Genomic DNA, 20469 nt, shown 5'->3' on the forward strand with positions numbered 1-20469 from the left:
TTACGAGTTAATCTGAGCAGAAGGCCGTTACTGAAGACAAATACTCCGGCAGCGGCAAGGGAATTGATACAGAGGTCTGCAGCGGTACGGAAACCATGCTTACAGAAGATTGCGCTGATTGGTGCTGCAGGCGGTTAATGGAGGCTTTATATGACAGATTCCGACAAGATTGAACACTTTCCTCTGGAGATTCTTCCGGAGATTCAGGCAAATCCCGGGGGCTACCGGCTTCTGGAGCGGGTGCCGTTTTCAGATTACGATGAGGAGTCCAATTATCCGGTGGTGCTGGGCCCCGAGGCTCCGGATGAAAAATCCCTGATTATTCTGGATACGGAAACCACCGGGCTGGAGCTGGACAGTGCCCAGATTATCGAGCTGGGCATGGTGAAGGTGAAGTACTCAATTCACGAGGCCCGGATTACCAGGATCGTTTCGGTATATGACGCTTTCGAGCAGCCGGAGGAGCCAATTCCCGAGCTCATTACCAGAATTACCGGCATTGACAACAGCATGGTGGAGGGGCGGCATTTTGATGAAGCCCGCGTAATGAAGTATTTTCAGGACAGTCCGCTGGTGGTGGCACACAATGCCACCATGGACCGGGGGTTCGTGGAAAAGCGTTTTTCCCCGCTCTTTGCCAGCATGAATCTCAGGCTTCCCTGGGCCTGCACCGTGAACGATGTGGACTGGCACAGGCTGTTTCCCGGAATTGCCTCCCGGAAGCAGGAGTATCTTCTGAACCAGCGGGGCTACTTTTATGATGCGCACCGGGCCATAAATGACTGTCTGGCGCTTCTTTGGCTGCTTCATACCACCCCCGGGGTGATGGTGTCGCTGCTTCAGAATGCCCGCCGCCGGAATCTGGCTCTCAGAGTCGGGGCCGGCGGAAATACCTGGAATCACCGGGATGCCTTCAGGGACTTTGGTTACCGTTATGTCAGATTCCGCAATGCCTGGGAGAAAATCTGCCAGGATCAGAACGAGGTGAACCGGGAGCTGGAAATGCTCCGGGGGCAGATGCTGATTCCTGATGCCCAGATTCAGGTTTCCGTTCTGGATGCCTACACCCGTTACCGGGACAAGCTGGAGGCTCTCGGGCGGTGACGGGCGGCACCGCCTGCCCCGCAGGAGAAACATGAAAGAAGAAAAAAACGAGAAAAGACAGAGAAAGGACATAAGAGAGAGTGGCAGAAATGACAGAAAGCATTGCAAGGCAGTTTCCCCTGGATCGGATTCCCGCTATCCGGGAGCATCCCGAGAATTTCCGGCTGGAGATTGAGATTCCCTTTATGAGATTTGCCGGCGCGAATCAGAAGCTTCCCATTGAGCTTGGCCGGCCTTCGGATAATCCGGATCCGCTGCGCAGCATGGTAATTCTTTCCGAGGATATCCAGGCTCGGGACGGCCGGATGTACGGACTTGCCATGCTGCGGGTTTCGTATGACCGCTATACCTCGAAGCTGGTAAGTATTGACCGGATCTGGAGCGGCCTCGAGAATCCCCCGGAAAATGTCCGCGAGAATCAGGACCTCTATACCACCGCCGCCCGGAAATTCGATGACGAGGAGGTGCGGGAGATGTTCCGGAAGGAACCCCGTACCGGAGGAGTAGCTCCCTTTGCGGTGTCACTCCTTCCGTATACCGAAAGGCCTCCCTTTGACATCCGCTTCCCGGAACTGGGGGCGGTATCGTGGGTAACGGGCGGCCGGGGCTTTCCCTGGGCGGAGCTGGACGAGGATCTGCCGGCACAGTTTTCCAGCATGCATCTCCTGTGTCTGAACAAAAGGGTGTTCTTTAATGAAAGAACACCGGTGGATCGCTGCCTGGCACTTCTGTGGTTTGTCAGCATGGTTCCGGGAGCCCTGGAGCACATGGTTCAGGAGGCGGATTCCGCAGCCAGCACCATTCAGGTAAGGAATTGCTTTAATCAGAAGGAGGAGCTTAAGCAGCGCCGGTTCAGATGGAGCGGGGAGGATCGCTGCTGGAGCAAGACCGTTTATACTGAAAAGGAGCTTCAGGAGGAGCTGGAGGCGGTCCGGGACATCATGATGGATCCTGATGACCGGAATGTCCGTATTATTGAGAGTGCTCCCTGGGAGCGCTACCGGAAGCGCTGAAATCAGAGTTTCCGGCGTTTCTGAAAGGAACCGGAAAGCCTGTCATGAAGGTGCCCGGAATCCCGGAGCTCCTGAAGAAGGCCCCGGTTCCTTCTTTATTTCTGAATTCAGGGGCGTCGCCTCTGAGCCGGTCTCCGGAAGCTCCCCCCCGTCCTCAGAGAAATCCCGCAGTTTTTGAAAAGCCAGGGCACCTTTCGGGCTTTTCCTGATTTTTATCCGGTATTTATCAGCAGTACTGTTTTTTCCGGTTCCCTGACAGCTGACTGGAGCCTGCTGCGATTTTTCATCCTGCGCCGCAGTTTCCCCGGTACCGGCCTCTCCGGGCTTCCGCGTACTGTTTCTGAAATCATAATGCCGCCTGGATCACATGAGATTCGGCGATTTTGTGACCTTCTGACAGATCTTTGTTACTTCAAATTGATAAACTATCCGGAATAGGGTGTTTTTCCGGCGTTGCCGGTACCGTCTGGGGATCCGGTTTACATGCCGGGAATCAGAAATTGTTGCAATAAGGTTTTATCAGCCGGATAAGGTGGCTATGGTTAGAATTTTGCTTTCCGATCATGATGAAATGAACTCCATGATCATTGAAATGATTCTCCGGAAAGCCGGCTACGAGGTGCTGTCGGTGGCCCCAGAATTCTGCATAGGGGAACTTAAGTCATCTCGCTTCGATCTTCTCCTTCTGGGAATTTCGTCAGTGCATAGCGAAGGGATGCCCATTGTGGAGTGGATCCGGTCCGATGCCTCTGTTGCGGATATCAAAATAATTCTTCTTGCCTCCAGCACCATGAAAATCGATCTGACTAACGCCTATCGTCTGGGGGTTCTGGATTTCATCAGAAAGCCGGCGCTTCCGGAGGTGGTGACGCAGAAGGTGCGGGATGCACTGCAGAAGATTCGCAAGGACACCATTCTGATTGCGGATGATGATCCCGGCAATCTTATTGCCTTTACGGAGATTCTTTCCATCTGCTACAGCATCAGAACCGCCGCATCAGGACGGGAGGCTATGGATCTGATACGGCAGGAGGTTCCGGATCTGCTGCTTCTGGATCTGCATATGCCCGGCATGGACGGTTTCGAGGTTATGGAGGCGCTGTCGGAGATTGAGAGCGCCCGGAATCTTCCGGTGATTGTAGTTACTGCCGATGATGATGTGGATACCGCGGCGGAGATCTTTCAGTACGGGGCCATGGACTACCTTACCAAGCCCATTGTCATGCAGGTGGCCATTCAGAGAATTCGCCGCATTCTGGAGCTGTCGCATTTCCAGAATGAGCTCCGGGATGAGATCCGGCAGAAGAACCGGGATCTCCTGGCCGCCAATATGCGTCTGCAGGCCCTGTCCGATCAGACTATCTACGCTCTGGCCGGGGCCATTGACGCCAAGGATGCCTATACCAACGGCCATTCCAGAAGGGTGGCACAGTATTCCCGGGAAATTGCCAGACGCATGGGCAAGGGCCAGTACGAGCAGAATGAAATCTATAATGTGGCGCTCCTGCATGACATTGGAAAGATTGCCATTCCCAACGGCATTATTGACAAGCCCGGCAAGCTTACGGATGAGGAATACCGCATTATCAAGTCGCACACGGTCCGCGGCTATGAAATTCTGAAAAACATTACGGTAATGCCCCTCCTGTATATCGGGGCCCGCTGGCATCATGAGCGTTATGACGGCCGTGGCTATCCGGACGGCAAAAAGGGCCAGGATATTCCGGAGATTGCCAGAATTATCAGCGTTGCCGACTGCTATGATGCCATGAGCTCTGACCGTAGCTACCGCGAGGCTCTTCCGCAGCGGAAGGTGCGGTCGGAAATTGAAGAGGGGCTGGGCACGCAGTTTGATCCCGAAATCGGGAGAATCATGATTGCCATGATTGACGATGATCGGGATTACCGGATGTGCCACAGCGTCTGCTTCCCGCACCAGGAATCCTGAAGGGCGGGAGTCCGAAGCTTTTCTGGCGCTGCAGTGCGGGGCCGCACTGCCGCTTCCCGGCAGAAAGACGGCCGGGGAACATTCGATGTTACTGCATACGGAGCCAGAACCGGGAAAGAATTTTTGTCATGCTGTTCCGGGAGCGTTTCCGGAAGTTTTGAGGGGGTATATTATGGATTCGATAACAGCTTATACCGAAGAGATTGATGATCTGGCGCAGGCCGCCTCTGAAATTTTTGAGCAGGTAAAGGATTTTACCCTGCACAGGAATTCTATCGGTCTTATTTTTGCCGAGGAGGAAACCAATTATGCCGAGCTTTATGAAATCCTGAAGCAGAAGTGGGATTTCCCGATTGTCGGCTGTACGGCCATGGCTATGCTGCTGGGCCGGGAATTCCGGAATCTGGGCATTTCATTCATGATTATCTCTGCCGATGACTGCTACTTTTCAGCGGCTGTCACCGATGATTTCAGTATCGAGAATTTCCAGGAGAAGCTTGAGGAGACCTACAGGAAGGCCGAGTCCGCGCTTCCCGAAAAGCCCCGTTTTATTCTGACCCTGGGCGAGATGGTGAAGGAGGATACGGATGTGGATGCCGACTACGTTCTTTCCGAGCTTAACCGGCTTTCCGGAAATCTTCCGGTCTACGGATCCCTGGCGTCTGACGGCTTCAGTATGGGGGGCTACCGGATTTTCTGCAACGATCAGATCCGGAAGCACGGTCAGGTAATCATCCTGGTAGCCGGAAACGTGGAGCCCAAGTTCTATCATATTAACTCCATTAACAACAAGGCCACCTCCAGCTACCTGGTTACCGAATCGAAACGCAATATTGTTTACCGTCTCGGGCAGGATACCTTTGTGGACGTGCTGCGGCAGCAGGGGATGAACGTTGACAAGAGGATGGTGCTGGGAGACTACATTCTCTCGCCGTTTGTGGTGTCCATGGAATATCCCAACGGCGATCAGGTGGAGTACGCCCGTACCCTGGCATATCTGGATCAGGAGCATGGTTCGGCAGGCTTTCTGGGAGCCATTCCCGATAACGCCGTAATGAGCGTGGCTATCATCAGCAGAGCCGATGTGCAGACCTCGGTTGCCAAGGGCTTCGATCAGGTGTTCGAGGATCTCAGAAACAGCAACGGCCGTTATAAAACCATCCTTTGCAGTACCTGCTGTGCCAGGTTTATCGCTCTCGGTTCCGATACCGATGCCGAGGCTCAGGCCTACCGGAAGGGGCTGCCGGACGATGTCTCTCTTATCGGCATTTACAGCTACGGGGAGTTTTGTCCGACAAAGGGCAGCAAAACCGGAAATTTCTATAATTCCTTTCATAATTTCACGTTTTCCATCCTGATGATTTAACGTGCTTTCAGGAGGTGAAAATATGGAAGAAGCAGATTATCAGCTGGAAATAAAGAAGCTGAGCCGTGAGCTCCGCAGATTAAAGAAGAATAATGAGCTTCTGCGCATTGCCAACGATCAGGCATCACGCACCCAGGCGTATATTCAGAAGGATATTAATCAGCAGATATTCTATATAAACCAGCTTCTGAAATCCTCTCCCTATCTTCTGATTCTGACCAACCGGCAGATGCAGACCGTGATGATTTCCAATATCTATTTCCGGCATGAGAAGGAAATTACCAAGGCTCAGGTGCAGCGCGGCCTGCCCCTGCACCAGGTGCTCAGGAACTATCTGAGTCCGGAACAGTCTCAGGAGCTTATGGATAAATGCGAGCAGGTGCTGAACGGAACTGATGTGCCTCCCTATCTCATAAAGACTGTCATAGACGGGCGGAATTTCGATATTCAGGTTATCATCAGCCCCATGGAGCAGCAGAACGAGGTTTCCGGTCTCAATCTGGTGTTTGTTAACGTAACCGCCATGGTGGAGGCCATTGAGCATGCCCAGCAGGCCGATCGGGCGAAGAGCAATTTCTTGGCCAATATGTCTCACGAGATCCGTACTCCCATGAATGCCATTGTGGGGATGTCGGAATTCATCCTCCGGGACTGTACGGATTCTAAGGCGAAATCCTATGCCTCAATGATCAGATCCTCCTCAAAAACCCTGCTGTCCATCATCAACGATATTCTGGACTTCTCCAAAATCGAGTCCGGCAAGATGGAAATCATCAACAATCATTTCAAGCTGACCTCGGTCATCTCAGACGTCCATGCGCTTATCAGGATTCGCATTAATGAAAAGCCCATTAAGTTTCTTATGGACATTGATCACCGGATTCCTGACGAGCAGTTCGGCGACGAGGTGCGCATAAAGCAGATTCTTATTAACCTTCTGGGCAACGCCATCAAGTTTACCAATAACGGTTCTATTACTCTGAAGATCTGGACCGAAACGGTGCCGGAGCCCAACAGAATGTACCGGGTGTACTATTCCGTTACGGACACCGGGATAGGCATCAAGAAGGATCAGCTGGAGAGAATCTTCGACAATTTCACTCAGGTGGATACCAAAAGGAACAGATCGGTGGAGGGTACCGGTCTGGGACTGGCCATTTCCAAAAATCTGGTTAACATGATGGGCGGCAATCTCCAGGTGGTAAGCGAATACGGCAGGGGAACCACCTTCACCTTTGACATTCTCACAAAATCCCGGGACATGAGCCCGGTGGGTGAAATGAGCATGATCCTTTCGGAGGGGATATTCAGCCAGGATGTGTTCAAGGCTTCCTTTACTCTCAAGAACACCAGAATTCTGATTGTGGATGACAACGATCTTAATCTGAAGGTGGTGAGCGGTATTCTGGCTCCTTACAAGGCCACGGTGGAAACTGCCACCTGCGGAGCGGAGGCGCTGATAAAATGTGCCAAAACCCGCTATGATCTGATATTCATGGATCATATGATGCCGGTTATGGACGGAGTGGAGGCTGCCGGCATGATCAGAAAGATGCCCTTTGGGGATGTAACTCCGATAGTGGCGCTGACCGCCAACGCTCTCAGCGGGGCGGCGCAGGAATACCGGCGGCTGGGGTTTCAGGATTTTCTGTCAAAGCCGGTGGATCCCTATGAAATGGATCAGGTGCTACGGCGGACGCTGCCTTCTGAAATGATGGTGCCGAATCCGGCGGCAGACGATACTATTGGCCATCCGGTGAATTCATCCCAGAATGAGTCCGACACCACCTGGACGGGGCCCGCTCTGTCTGCGGCTTCCTTAGCTCCCTCCGGAGGAACCGGAGCACCGTTCTCTCACCTTTCCTGCGAGCTTTCGGAGACAGATTCCGCTGCAGGGCATGAGGTTTCCGGCCTGCTGGTGGACACCCGGGTTGGTCTCCGTTACTGCATGAACAACCGTGATTTTTACCGGAAGATGCTGGATACCTTTGTAACCCTGAATCCCATTGACGAAATCGACAGGCTGTTCAAGGCAGAGGACTGGATCAATTACCAGGTGAAGGTTCATGCTCTTAAAAGCTCGGCGCTGACTGTGGGAGCCCGGGTGCTGTCAGAGCTGGCCCGGGGCATCGAGCAGGCGGTAAGGGTCAATGATATCGGTTATGCGCTGCAGCATCATCAGGAGCTTTGCGATGTTTTCCGGGAAACCCGGGATCTGATAAAGTCCGGAGAACTGGAGATGAGCTGACCGGCGTCTCCCTATCTGCCGGTAACGCCGGAGGAATCCACCGGGAGCGCTTTATTAGAAGCACAGAGAGGGACAGGGTATGGGCTACTGTGACTGGGCCCGCACCAGCGAGGCAAACAGAAAATATCATGATACCGAGTGGGGCGTCCCGGTGCATGACGACCGGCTGATGTTCGAGCATCTTTCCCTGGAATGTCTTCAGTGCGGTCTCAGCTGGAACCTCATGCTCAGGAAACGGGAGATTTTTCGCAGCTGTTTTGCTGATTTCGATTATGAAAGGGTGGCTGGCTACGATGCCAGTGATGAGGAACGCATTCTCGGAACTCCCGGAATGATCCGTTCTCCCCGCAAGGTGCAGGCGGTTATCGGGAATGCCCGCTGCTTTCTTGCCGTCCGGAAGGAGTTCGGAAGCTTCTGTGATTTTATCTGGTCATATTCCGGCGGAAAAACCATCTGTTATCAGGGTCATGATACCGGGACGGTGCCGGTGAGTAACGGCCTGTCACTCCGGCTGAGCCGGGATCTCAAAAAACGCGGCTTCCGGTTTGTGGGCCCGGTTACCGTCTATTCGCATCTCCAGGCCTGCGGGATTATTAACGACCACGACCGGAGCTGTCCCTGCTTCCGGGCGCTTTCAGCCGGGTATCCTTCCGTTACGCTTCCGCGGGATGCGGAGGTGCTTCCGGAGCAGAGCTGAGTGCCGGCGCTCTCCTTCAGTTCTGCTGCTGTTCTGAATGTAATGTTTTTGCCGGTGAGGCAGGGGCAGAGTATTTTTTTTTATTCATCTGAGATAATTCTATTACAATAGAATCAACGGCTGTGAAACCTGCAATTAGGGAGCTAAAACCTCTACTCGCTTCAAGTAATCAGAAAAAATAGTGAAGCTAGTCATGTTCCAAAATGGAAGATTTCCATGGGTAAATACTAACAGCCGATAGTTGTAAATAGACGCCATTCTGTATCGTCTGCTCAAAGAGTGATTGATAGGGATGGCGTCTTTCCTTATTTAGACAAATATTTATGGTCAAACTTGTCGTGTCTTCAATGGGCTGTGAACAGTACGGTCAAACCCATGCCATATTACCGTCTAACCAGTTGTTACTTATTTAATATTTTATCCTTGCGGTATTTTGGTGAATAAGGTCCGCTTAAAATAGGATCATAAATATAAGGATTATCTGGAGTAAACATCATGTAGGAATTATTCACAGAGACATTATATCCCAGTTCAGCGGCCTCATTGATTGCATGTTTAAATAAGGCTGCAATTAAATCTGCGAAAATATTACCTGAGCTTCCTGATTTATTGTTCATTATGGATGTTTCTTTCCAAAGAACGGTACCGTCTGATACATTAACTAATTCAGCAGTTACTGAAACCTGAAAATAGCTGTCAAGCAACGTATAATGCGTCTGGTATTCATTTATAGTCAAGTACATTATGGCATCGACACCAAAAACCTCTTTTATCTTTTCTCGAGGTATATTACGAATCTCAGAAGCATCGGAGACCCCATTATACTTAAAGGTTTCATTTGCCAGTGTTACCGGTATTACATAATAACCAGCCTCTGATAAAGGCAATGATACTGAAGCAAGTACTGCAGGTCCTGAATTAACATCATTAGAAACAGAAGAGGGCATGGCAACTAAAATAGAATGAGGATCAGCATTTTTAAATGCTGTATAATCCATATGTTCCCGAGTTGCGCATCCTGAAAACATTAAGATGGCAAACATCCAAAAAAACATGGTTTTAATGTTCATTATTTCCCTCCGCAACATTCTGTTCAGAATTGTTACCATCAGAATTATTAGTCTTGTTATCAGTGTTTGTAGTTTGCTGTTTTTTCTTAGAGGTTTCTATTAAAAAATCTATGTAATGTACGGAGTCCGGAAAAGCTTCTTTTTCCTTTTCCAAGTATTTCAGAGTCTCTCCTTCAGCGCCGATTTTTGACTTAAGTATCGCATAATGAGCGTAAGCTCCAGGGGCAACTTTTTTCCCACTTGATTCAGCTTTTTCAAAATACGTATCCATGAGTTCTAATTGTTCTTGATAGTCTGGATCGTCTTTTAAAAACATATACATTGATTCTGTATAGGAAGAATCGTGATAGTATATATAATCAGCACTTGCACATCCTGTTAAAATAGTGCAGTAAGATATGAGCAGAATAACTCTACGGAATTGATAAATCATATTGTTATTACATCCTTATATATTTATTCAGGTCTCCATAACCCCTGATCAATAGCCCTTGTCAAATCATTTACCGCTTCCCGGATAGCGAGACTCAATACTTTTCCGTTAAGTGTCGAATCATATCCAGCATTACTGCCAAAGCCGATAACATCACGACTGGACAATGCATACTCACCAGCACCTGTAGAGGAATAAACAACCGCAGAAGTTTTTACATCCACAATATTTAAATTGACATTAGCATAAGCGACCTGCTTTTTGCCATGACCAAGAATGCCCCACAGTTCATGATCACCAACTGTCTTTCTTCCGAATTCAACTATATCTCCTGTAATAACATAACGAGCTCCGGCAATATTTTGAGTGGTGTTATTAAAATTAGATTCTCGCGCAAGAGCTTTCATATTATTTCTATCAAGAACCATATAACAACCGGCTTGCTGAAGAAAAGTTATGAGTATTGTCTCTGCCTGGGAACCTAATTTATCAACCCCATCAGAAAAAATCCCGTTTTGAAAACTGGAGTGATTTGCAAACTGTCCAATTGCGACCTGAATTTTTTGACCAGAAACAGACCGTGTTATAGATACTTCTGCTTTTTCTGTATTAATTGCAGTATGAGATTCCACAGCGCATCCTGTTATTAACAAAACAGAAAATGCTATTACCATTATATAATAATCTTTCTTCATTTTTGATTTTCCTTTTATGGTAAGCGATATTTGCTAATTACAATAATTCCAATTTTTTTAATTTTTCAGGTTATGTCGTCTTGATCTTTTGCCTCTCTTTTATATGATGGTAAATAATTACTGCCTATATCTAAACTTGTATAACCACCGGATTTTCATGGTACGATAAAATAGGTTGAATAACTCTTGTAATTTGATTTATAATCATGTTTTTTGGCTAAAGCCTTCAATTCACTACCGTTTATAGTAAATCCTTTTACCGCATAATCATGACTCCATTAATAATCAGCGCGGCGATATCTGATATAAGCTTTTAAAGTTTTATCTGCTAATGATTCGTTGAACGTTAAATATGCTATTAACGATAATAGAAATAAATTCCAAATTTTCATGTGGGATCTTTTATTCCTAATTACCATCTGTTTTTAGTTCCTGGTTTACCTGTATATGGATTTGTATTTCCTTGAACCGACCAGTTATTGTTGTGATAACCATCTCTTCCTGAGCGGTAATGAGGAGAAACATATGAACCATTACTTCGGTAATAACCGTTTATATGAGAATGCGAATGATATCCTCCGCGGTGCCCTCCAGCCTCAGCATAAGTTGTAAAAATCAAAGCGATAATGCCTATTAGCATTAAGAAACGATTTTTCATGTTCTCATCCTTAACATCAAAAAAATCAGTTAAGCTTTAATTAGTTTACATTTGTTTTTTTTGTTTGACCACTTTTTACTTATGATTAGCATTCTAATTGTGATCAATATACAAAATAATCATTATTTTGAAGCAAATATCACGTATTGCACGGTACTTTTTCAGACAGTCCTAGCATCTCAAGTGGACTATTAATTTGGAATTTTTGAGATGGAGAAGTTTAAAATATGTGAAATTTTCATAATCCGGTCTAAATGATCACATTGATTATGAGAGAACTGCTGATGATGAAAGCCTGGCTCTGATAACAGGATTAAATGAGATGTCAAACCCAGAGAGGTATATCAGATTTGTTCCGATTGATGAGACATTGGGAATAGACAGCTTGCTGTTCAAAATGAGTGTTCAGCTCAACCTTGATTTTGCATTGGGGCTTTGAATCAGTGTTTCTATTCGGATGGAGAGTATGGCATTTAAAATGAAAGCCGTGATGCTGAACCTGCATGACTGCAACCTAGAACTTTCATATTTGAATCAAGGTATCCTGTGCATCGCAAGACATGTCAAAGGAGAGCCATTTTAGTGGGGAGGGGGGGGGAACAATTCAGATGTGGTCCATTTTCTGATAACATCAAATTTGTGAAAGACAAAAAAGATATTAACTGACAGCGTACAAATCAAGAATAGACGGTGCATAGTATTTCGGATGAAACGTATGTCACAGATGTGATCAAGAAGTTTTTTACATTAATTACTTTCTTGAGAGATTTTTCAGCCGTTCGGGATCAGGAGAACTCCGGAAACAGATCAGCTCCGCATTCCGGAGAATAATTCCGGAGGGCGGAGCTGTTCTATGGCCTGCGCGCTGCAGTACGGAGATTTCAGGCGGCTCTGGACGCCGGCAGCAGTATTATCAGTGCATTGCCGGAATTTTCTTGGCAATACAGGCATCGATATCGGACAGCATCTCCTTTCCGGAGTTATAGATGTCCTCTTCCGACAGCGAAATGAACCTGCCAAACTTGTGCTGGGAGCATTTGGCAGTCCGTGTCGTGCCGTTCTTCTTTACGACCGTGATATCGATGTCGTATTTGTACCCGAATTTGAGATTGGTGGAATCAATAACATCCGCTGCCAGTTCTCCGATAGTAAGCATTTTGGCAGTTGTTTTGACCATGCTGGCAGTGGAGCTTTCCTTCTGGCTCTCCTTATAGAAATAGTCATCCCGAAGAAAGGACACCCACATCTTTTTCACCGATACGTCCACAGAGGCGATACTGTCGGGAATCGATTGTCCAAAAGCCCGGGACACATCATTAGACAGCACCTCGGGAACCGTGGTGTCCATGACGAGATTGTTCATGCTCCTTTCAAAATTGGAGCACATGAAGCCGATGGTGACCAGCCGTCTTTCCGTTGTATCCGGATAATATGAGGCAATCCAGTGCTCTGTTCCGTCATTGATGCCGCCTTCTTCCACAAAGGGCCTCATGTCGGTTACGTGAATTTTGTCGCTGGCGGGGGCTTTTGTCTGGCTGACATTTAGGGTATACAGCTTGGAAGGAATTAATTTGCCGGAGCTGTCAGCAGTATCGGCGCAGCCATTTAAAGCGGAACCCAGCAAAAACAGCGCGGCCGGAATAATCATTTCAATTTTCAAGGTCATTACTTACGCTCCTCTGAAACTCGGTCACTCTCCTGAACCAGCTTTTTGCCATCCTCTTCGGAGAGAATGGAAAAGGTGCCGTTGAAGTAGTTATACTCCACAAACTTGTTCTTTTTCTCCTCCGCCTTTACTCTGAAAAACAGGGATTGCTTGTCACCGCCAGTCAGTACCGCATTGGTAATCTCAAACTCGCTGGCCATCAGGCTGTGGCTGCCGACGGGAAGTGTGGTATAGTAAAAATCTCCGCTGCCGAGCTGTGCTGCCTTCTGATTGTCTATGTAGAGATCCACCGATTTGTGAGATCCTAAAAGATGCGATTCGCGTACAACATACAAACCGCCCTGACCGGCGGACGGTTCCGGAAAACTCCGGGCATATGCCGTATCAGCGGAGCTCATGCGGCTGACACATCCGGCAGTCATCATAAGAGCGCAGCAGAGCAGGGCACATTTTTTAATCATAAGCATTTTCATCCTCTAACAATTACATTCTGATTTCTGAACCGGGAAGCCTTGACACTGTCTAGTGAAGAAGTGCAGGAGATCACATTAAAACATGTGAAGCCGAAAACAGCAGGCGGCGAAATGTGCTTTCTCTTCCGGGGGCTTTTCCGGGAAACATAAAATCCAGACATAACATGCAGCAAAATACCTCAGGGCGGGAGTGCCTTCCAGTGCGGAAGATCTATTCTGACTGCAGCAGGAACGACAGCGGCAACGACGGAGAGGCTGTTTTCTTTCCGTTCAGCCTTGCGCCGCTCATCGCTATAGCTTTAGTATAATTCGTGCTTTGGTCAGTGAATGGTAAACCTGTCACAGAATAAGCAAGGCAGGCGGCAAACAGTGATTTCCGGGTAAAAAGTGTCCCGTGCGGGGCAGGGAAACAGTGATCTCTCCGGCACTTCGTCATCCAGGGGCAGTTATTTCCGTAATTCCCGCTTCAAAAAAAAGCCCCGCATTCCGGAAACATTGCCGGGATGCGGGGCTTCTCGGGGATTATCAGAATGTCAGAGATGCTTTACCCGTCTCTGAACCTCCTTCTGTTTTCCGTCATTGAAGGGACGGGAGTCGGGCGCTCCGAGATAGCCGCAGACTCTTCTGATTACCGAGGCCTTGCCGGGATCCTTGTTGCCGCATTTCGGACACTCAAATCCCTTGCTGGTACAGGAGAATTCACCCTTGAAGCCGCAAATGTAGCATTCGTCAATCGGCGTGTTGGTACCGAAGTACGGCACCTTGTCATAGGTATAGTTCCAGACATCCTCAATACCTTCCGGATTGTTGCGCATATTGGGGAATTCCGCATAGCAGATAAAGCCGCCGGAGGCCAGGGCGGGATAGCCCTGCTCGAAATCGATCTTGGCATAGGGATCCACCTTGCGGTTAACGTCCAGATGGAAGCTGTTGGTGTAGTAGCCCTTGTCGGTAACGCCCGGAATTGAGCCGAACTCCCGGGAATCCAGCTTGCAGAAGCGGCTGCAGAGGTTCTCTGCCGGGGTGCTGTAGAGACTGAAGCCGTAGCCGGTTTCTGCCTTCCAGCGATCGCAGGCTTCGCGGAGATGCCGTACGATGGCCAGGCCCTTTTCCCGCAGCACTTCGTCATCAAAAATATGATGATCAGTGCCGTAGAGAGCATTAATGGTTTCGTGAATGCCGATATAGCCCAGAGAGATGGAGGCCCGGCCGTTCTTGAAGATGTCGCTTATGCGGTCATCAGCCTTGAGCCGCACGCCGCAGGCTCCCTCCATATAGAGGATCGGTGCCACCTTGGCCTTGACGTTGTCCAGCCGGTGCACTCTTTCCATGAGCGCCCGGAAGCAGAGTTCCAGTCTCTGATCCAGGATTTCGTAGAACTTCTTCTCGTCATGCTCAGCCTCTATGCCGATGCGCGGCAGGTTGAGACTTACCACGCCGAGATTGTTGCGGCCGTCATGCTCCAGTTCGCCCTGGGCATTGCAGTACGGAGCCAGGAAGCTGCGGCAGCCCATAGGTGCCTTGAAGGAGCCGGTAACCCTGATCACCTGATCATAGTTCAGAATGTCCGGATACATTCTCTTGCTGGAGCATTCCAAAGCGATCTGCTTGATGTCGTAGTTGGGATCCTCGGGACGGAGATTTACCCCGTCTCTGATGGCGAATACCAGCTTGGGGAATACCGCGGTCTTCTTGTTTTTGCCCAGTCCGGCAATGCGGTTCTTCAGGATGGAGGTCTGAATCAGCCGGGATTCCCAGGAGGTGCCGAGACCGAAGCCCAGGGTTACAAACGGGGTCTGGCCGTTGGCTGTGTGCAGAGTATTGATCTCGTATTCCAGAGACTGGAAGGCGTCGTAGCAGTCCTTTTCGGTGCGGGAGCGGGCAAAGCTTTCTGCCTCCGGCACCCGCCATTCCCGGGCGATCTCGAGATTCTTTTCATAGCTCTTGGTAACGTACGGAGCCAGTACCTCGTCAATACGGTTAATGGTGGTGCCGCCGTAGATGTGGCTGGCTACCTGGGCGATGATCTGGGCTGTTACCGCGGTGGCAGTGAGAATGGAGTGCGGAGTTTCAATTTCGGCATTGCCCATCTTGAAGCCGTTAGTCAGCATCTCCCGGAGATCAATAAGCATGCAGTTGAACATCGGGAAGAGGGGAGAGTAGTCCAGATCGTGGAAGTGGATCTCGCCTTTCTCGTGCGCCTCCACAATGTCCTGCGGGAGCATGTGGGTTTTGGCGTAGTGCTTGGCCACAATGCCGGCCAGGAGATCCCGCTGTGTCGGGATGACACGGCTGTCCTTGTTGGCGTTTTCGTTGAGGATGTCGGGGTTGTTCTGCTCGATGAGGCTTTCGATATCCTGGATCAGCTTGCTGTGCTTTTCGCGGATGCGATCCCGGTCATGACGGTACTCGATGTAGGCACGGGCCACCTGCTTGTACTTGGTGTCCATGAGACGGTTTTCCACCATGGTCTGCACCTTGGCGATGTCCACCGAGGTCAGTCCCTTGATTTTGCTGTAGATGAACTTCTCAACCTCGACACAGAGAGCCAGGTCTCTGAGACCGCAGGCATCACACGCCTTGGATACAGCTTTAACGATGCGATTACCATCGTAGGGAACCATACTGCCGTCCCTTTTGATAATTACGATCTGGGATGCTTCCACAATCAAACTCCGTTTTACTGCATATTGTTATTTTCAGGGCTTCCGGCCAGTTCGGAAAATCGTTCGGGTGAACCTTCCTGGGCCGTGCTGTCTCCGGCGGGGCAGCGGCGTGCCGGCCGGAGATCCTGTAATTTTTGGGGAAAGGGCGAGTTCCGTTTCCCCTGCGAGAGCAAATTTAACTACAAAAAAATGAACTCGTAAATAGGCAACCAGGAAAATTTAAAATTGTTAAATTAATTGACGCAGATCAAGGAATTTTCTAAAAATGAATGCGGAGTGTTATGAAATCTAGCTCTAAACGGTTTTTCACAGATTGGTTGCATAAGCACCATATACAGTGCTATTTTTGAAAAACTGTGCAAAAATATCACTATATCTAGTAGTAGCAAAAATAGTATTAACAAGATAAAAAATAGCTGTAAAATAAGCGGTTTTAAATTGATGATAAAAGCATCAGTTTCAGAATCCGTGTGTTTCGCAGTTTGCCGCCTTTTTAGAAATTTTTATAGCAATAATGAACAGTCATTAGGGTATTGTCTGACGGACTGATGCCGGCTGCCTCCGGGGTGTGGATTAGTGTTGGGGAAAACTTTTTAGCCGTTTATAGCATGGCAAATATTTTTTTTCAAAATGCTTCCCGGGCCTCATGTGATCTTCCCCAAAAAACGGATCCGTTCGGCCGTGCTTTCATGTTTTTCCGGTTCTTCGGTCATTTTTTGGGTAACGGCGGCGATTCCGGGGACTTTTCCTGCCTCCGCCGCAGTTCTGACTTATAATAGCCGCCGGAAAGCTTCCGGGGATACCCGGACTTCCCTGTACCGTGCGGTGCCCGGAGTCTGATGTGTGCCGGACAGTTCCGCTGTTTTAAATGAGAGGTTTTCAGATATGAACAGGCGTTTTCCCTGCAGGGTGGCTGATAAATCCTGTCTGCGGCTGCTCCTGCCGCTGGTGCTTTTTTCCGGAGTTTTTGCGGGGATCGGCGCTGCACTGGGTGAGGCCTTATCCGCAGCGGAATCAGTGCCGGAGGAGCGCCTTCCGGTTCCGGAAAAGCGGCAGGAGGTTCCCGTACGGTATCTCGGCGGCTTTAATGCTGCGGACTATCCTTTTGTTTCTCCCCGGGCCGGGGAGACTCATGCTATGAGACGGTTCAGCCGGGTCTGCTACGGAGCTCCGGATCGTTCACCTGCCGGCTATCTCTGCCGGAATCCCCGTCTTCTGGCCCTGGAGCGGGAGATTCTGGTGCGCATGCATCGGGATCCCGAAATTGCCGCCTTTCTGAACGGTGGGATGGTATTCCGGGAGTCCTTTTACTCCTGCATGGCCGAGGAGCATCCCGGAAGGTGTCTGGAGTATACCCTGCTGATGGCCCTTTCCCGGGAGCAGATAAAAGGGCGGGAGACCGTGTTTCAGGATGTCTCCTACGAATGCGAGGGAGGCACGGGGCTCCGGGTGCGCTACTATGATACGGAAATGCCGTCTTTGCGGGTATGCTTCAGTGAGGATCCCGCCTGTCCGGAGAGCGCCGGGGACATCCTCTTTCTTTTTCCGGGCAACCGGGGACGCTTCTTTTCTGACGGCAGTGCCCGCGATAACGGCTTTCGCGATCCGGAAAAGCTTTATCCTCTGAGAAACGGTGTCCGCTTTGAGAGATCGCCCGGGGTGGCTTTGCACTGCACGGCAGGGCAGGACTGAACCGGAATACCCTGCGGAGGGGGGAGAAGGCAAAAATAAAAAACACCGGTCATTTCTGCCGGTGTTTTAAGCGTGCGGAACGTAACTCAGACCTGGAACTTTTCGATATTTTCGTTCATGCTGCAGGAGATCTGATGCACCAGGTCCGATATTTCCAGTGAGCTGTCTGCATTTTCCTTGGCGCTGGCCGTCAGATCGGCAACCAGCTTGAGCCGCTGCGAGATTTCATAGCTGGTGGCGGTCTGCTGTTCGGTAGCCACGGCAATCTGCGAGATCTGCTGGTGCACCTCTTCCACTGAGCGGTCAATTTCGCTGAGGCTCTTTTCGATGTCGGACGAGCTTTCCACAATGACATTCATCTTGCTGTAGTTTTCGTCCATGGCGGTGTTAGCCCGCTTCTCCAGAGTCTGAATAGCGGAAATCATGGAGCCGATTTCCTTGGTTGATTCCGAGGTTCTGTTGGCCAGAGAGCGGATCTCGTCGGCCACTACCGCAAAGCCCCGGCCGTATTCCCCGGCTCTGGCGGCCTCGATGGCGGCGTTAAGAGCCAGAAGATTGGTTTGCTCGGCAATCTGCTCGATGGTTTCGATAATGCCGCTGATTTTCTGGATCTGCTCGCCCAGCATCCGGATCAGGTTGAAGCTTTCGCTGGTGGCTACGCTGTATTCGCGGATCCGGTTGATTATCTGCTGCACCTTTTCAACATCGGTGTTTACCAGGTTCTGGGTTGCCGAAGAGGACTCCGAGGCCATGATACACTTCTTTGCAATGTTATTGGCTGTGGAGGCAATCTCGCTGCTTGATGAGGAGACCCCGGATACCGCCTCCATGATTTTGGCGTTGTTTTCTGCGAGAACCGTACTGTTGTCCTTGAGAGAACCGGAGTTGTCCAGAAGGGAGCCGGCGGTTTCATGAATGTGGGAGAGCAGTCCCTTGATGGCATCCACCATCTGCCCGAAATGCACGGAGAGGTCTCCGATTTCGTCATTGCCGATTCTCTGAATCTCAATGGTCAGATCACCCCGGGCTACGTGTCTTGATTCCCGGGAGAGAATCGCTACCGGACGCACGATGGATCTGCCGATGATGTACAGCACGCTGCCCAGAATGATAACTGACAGTATACCGATGACGTAGAGCCAGAAGGGATTGCAGCTCTCCAGGGAGTTTTTTTCGTACTCATCGGAATAGTCAGAGGCGATCTTTATCAGTTTGGCAACCCGGTCATCAATGTTGTCTCCTATGGGTGCCAGGTATTTCTGGATGGCCAGATAGCCCTCGCGGGGATTTCCTTCGTCGGTCAGCTTGTATACGATATCCTTAGCCTTGTCATACTCGGTGAGGTTGTACTCCATGCTCTTTACCAGCTCGAGGCATTCATTCCTTTCCTCGCAGGATGCTCTGATGGCCTCGATGGTTTTGTTATACCTTTCTCTGTTGGTAATATAGGCTTTTCTCATGCCGGTGCGTTCTTCGGCAGTTACTGTCATCGGATACTTGATGGCGCTTATGCGGAGTTCCTTGAACAGTCCCTCGGCATGGCGGGCGTGATCCACAAAGTCAACGCTGTTCCCGAGAGCGGGGATGGTTTTCTCGATTTTCCCCAGTTTTAGTATGGACAGTGAAATCAGCAGAAACAGCACCATAATTGCCAGAAATCCGATAATAAGAAGCCGGCGGACGATTGTTATATTCTTTAAGTTCATTGAAGATCTTCCTGATAAAACATGAAGAAGACACCTGACGGACAGAAGCAAAACAGGGATCCGTTTATATTCTCCTGAACCGTTCCGGGGATGCTGTCATATCCTTGTCAGCAATGTTAGGTTACAATGTGCAGAAATGCAGATCTGAGCACTGAATTCTGCCATGCCCCAAAATGGACTGAAAATGCCCTTTCTCTTATTTTATGCATGAGCAGTTATTTTTGATATTATCGGGTGCATAAAATGTTTGATAGCTCATGTTTATGATTGTTGCGGCTTGTTTCCGGAGATCCGGAGGAAGGCTGGCAGGGTGGCGGGCTGAGACCTCCGGCGTTTTTTAGGGTGCATATATGACCGAAATGGAGCTTTTTATCCCCAGTATGGATCCGGGTGATCTCAGGCGCCGGGAGCTTTCAGTTAAAAAAAGCCGTTTTATCGCCAGTGCCGGCCATACCCCGGGGGAGGAGGCGGTGCTGAGCTTTATCGGGAGATGCCGGGCGGATTTTCCGGATGCCCGGCATCACTGCTTTGCCTTCAATGCGGGAAGAGGTGACAGCACCGCTTTTCTGGGTGCTTCCGATGACGGAGAGCCCCGGGGAACCGCGGGAAGGCCGATGCTGAACATTCTGGCACATTCCGGTATCGGGGAGCTGACCGTAGTGGTCAGCAGATATTTCGGCGGGACTCTTCTGGGAACCGGCGGTTTAACGCGGGCCTATCAGGACAGTATCCGGGAGGTGCTCCGGGATCTTCCGCTGAAAAAATACGAACCTGAGACTGTACTCCGGATTTCCGCAGGGGCGGCAGTTCTTAATGCCGTGCTGCTTCTGGTCCGGAGATCCGGAGGAACGGTTCAGGAAATGTCCTTTCCGGACGAAAGGGCCGTGCTGGCAGTTTCCCTCCCGGACCGGAATGCCGTGGGATTTATACGGGAGCTCCCGGGGCTCCGGGATGCCGTGATTCTGGAGCGCTCCTGACAGCATGCCCGGGGGCATCACCGGACTCAAAACAAAAGGTCCCGCTCTGATAATCAG

Annotated in this window: 16 protein-coding genes; 8 read left to right on the forward strand and 8 right to left on the reverse strand. The window is 49.9% G+C overall.

Going from position 1 to position 20469, the window contains the following annotated elements:
* The first annotated feature begins 150 nt into the window (after positions 1–150).
* From F557_RS19795 to F557_RS0111975, 6 genes are all read left to right on the forward strand, one after another.
* Positions 151–1104 carry a 3'-5' exonuclease gene (locus tag F557_RS19795; RefSeq protein WP_019002455.1) on the forward strand — a complete coding sequence of 318 codons (954 nt, stop codon included), beginning with the start codon at positions 151–153 and terminating at the stop codon, positions 1102–1104.
* Between the two features lie 80 nt (positions 1105–1184).
* Complete coding sequence (locus F557_RS0111945) at positions 1185–2117, forward strand: hypothetical protein (RefSeq protein ID WP_157617867.1); 933 nt, start codon at positions 1185–1187, stop codon at positions 2115–2117.
* 538 nt (positions 2118–2655) lie between these two features.
* Entirely contained in the window at positions 2656–4065 is a 1410-nt protein-coding gene (locus tag F557_RS19800; RefSeq protein ID WP_157617868.1) for a response regulator, read from the forward strand.
* Between the two features lie 172 nt (positions 4066–4237).
* Positions 4238–5431: an FIST N-terminal domain-containing protein gene (locus F557_RS0111965; protein ID WP_169335196.1), complete on the forward strand. Its 1194-nt coding sequence runs from the start codon at positions 4238–4240 to the stop codon at positions 5429–5431.
* Positions 5432–5453: 22 nt separating this feature from the next.
* On the forward strand, positions 5454–7679 hold the full coding sequence (locus F557_RS0111970) for an ATP-binding protein (protein ID WP_019002461.1): 2226 nt from the start codon (positions 5454–5456) through the stop codon (positions 7677–7679).
* Between the two features lie 79 nt (positions 7680–7758).
* Positions 7759–8376, forward strand: coding sequence for a DNA-3-methyladenine glycosylase I (locus F557_RS0111975; RefSeq protein ID WP_019002462.1), 618 nt, complete (start codon positions 7759–7761; stop codon positions 8374–8376).
* A gap of 401 nt (positions 8377–8777) precedes the next feature.
* Here F557_RS0111975 and F557_RS0111980 read toward each other — a convergent pair whose 3' ends face one another.
* From F557_RS0111980 to nrdD, 7 genes are all read right to left on the reverse strand, one after another.
* Positions 8778–9446, reverse strand: a complete 669-nt coding sequence (locus F557_RS0111980; protein ID WP_019002463.1) for a GNA1162 family protein — start codon at positions 9444–9446, stop codon at positions 8778–8780.
* A complete protein-coding gene (locus F557_RS21350; RefSeq protein WP_084761632.1) occupies positions 9436–9879 on the reverse strand; it encodes a DUF4810 domain-containing protein in 444 nt (147 codons plus the stop codon). Before F557_RS21350 ends, F557_RS0111980 begins: the two co-directional genes overlap by 11 nt.
* A gap of 23 nt (positions 9880–9902) precedes the next feature.
* On the reverse strand, positions 9903–10574 hold the full coding sequence (locus F557_RS0111990) for a CsgG/HfaB family protein (RefSeq protein ID WP_019002465.1): 672 nt from the start codon (positions 10572–10574) through the stop codon (positions 9903–9905).
* Between the two features lie 412 nt (positions 10575–10986).
* Complete coding sequence (locus F557_RS21845; RefSeq protein WP_084761633.1) at positions 10987–11232, reverse strand: hypothetical protein; 246 nt, start codon at positions 11230–11232, stop codon at positions 10987–10989.
* A 913-nt stretch (positions 11233–12145) separates the two neighbouring features.
* The gene (locus F557_RS0112015) at positions 12146–12898 is read right to left on the reverse strand and encodes a hypothetical protein (RefSeq protein WP_019002469.1); all 753 of its coding nucleotides are present in this window, start codon (positions 12896–12898) and stop codon (positions 12146–12148) included.
* Positions 12898–13359: a hypothetical protein gene (locus F557_RS0112020; protein WP_169335197.1), complete on the reverse strand. Its 462-nt coding sequence runs from the start codon at positions 13357–13359 to the stop codon at positions 12898–12900. The genes F557_RS0112015 and F557_RS0112020 overlap by 1 nt, the downstream gene beginning before the upstream one ends.
* A 545-nt stretch (positions 13360–13904) precedes the next feature.
* Positions 13905–16037 (reverse strand): anaerobic ribonucleoside-triphosphate reductase, encoded by a 2133-nt coding sequence (gene nrdD / locus F557_RS0112035; RefSeq protein WP_019002473.1) that lies wholly within the window; start codon positions 16035–16037, stop codon positions 13905–13907.
* A gap of 885 nt (positions 16038–16922) precedes the next feature.
* On the opposite strand from nrdD, the gene F557_RS0112050 reads away from it, so the two are divergent.
* Positions 16923–17729 (forward strand): hypothetical protein, encoded by an 807-nt coding sequence (locus F557_RS0112050; RefSeq protein WP_157617869.1) that lies wholly within the window; start codon positions 16923–16925, stop codon positions 17727–17729.
* 86 nt (positions 17730–17815) lie between these two features.
* On the opposite strand, the gene F557_RS0112055 is transcribed toward F557_RS0112050, so the two are convergent.
* A complete protein-coding gene (locus tag F557_RS0112055) occupies positions 17816–19435 on the reverse strand; it encodes a methyl-accepting chemotaxis protein (protein ID WP_019002477.1) in 1620 nt (539 codons plus the stop codon).
* 350 nt (positions 19436–19785) lie between these two features.
* Here F557_RS0112055 and F557_RS23585 point away from each other — a divergent pair, with 350 nt between their 5' ends.
* The gene (locus tag F557_RS23585) at positions 19786–20412 is read left to right on the forward strand and encodes a YigZ family protein (RefSeq protein ID WP_019002479.1); all 627 of its coding nucleotides are present in this window, start codon (positions 19786–19788) and stop codon (positions 20410–20412) included.
* Positions 20413–20469 lie beyond the last annotated feature (57 nt).

This window comes from Succinimonas amylolytica DSM 2873, assembly GCF_000378405.1.
In the GTDB taxonomy this organism is placed as follows: Bacteria; Pseudomonadota; Gammaproteobacteria; order Enterobacterales; family Succinivibrionaceae; genus Succinimonas; species Succinimonas amylolytica.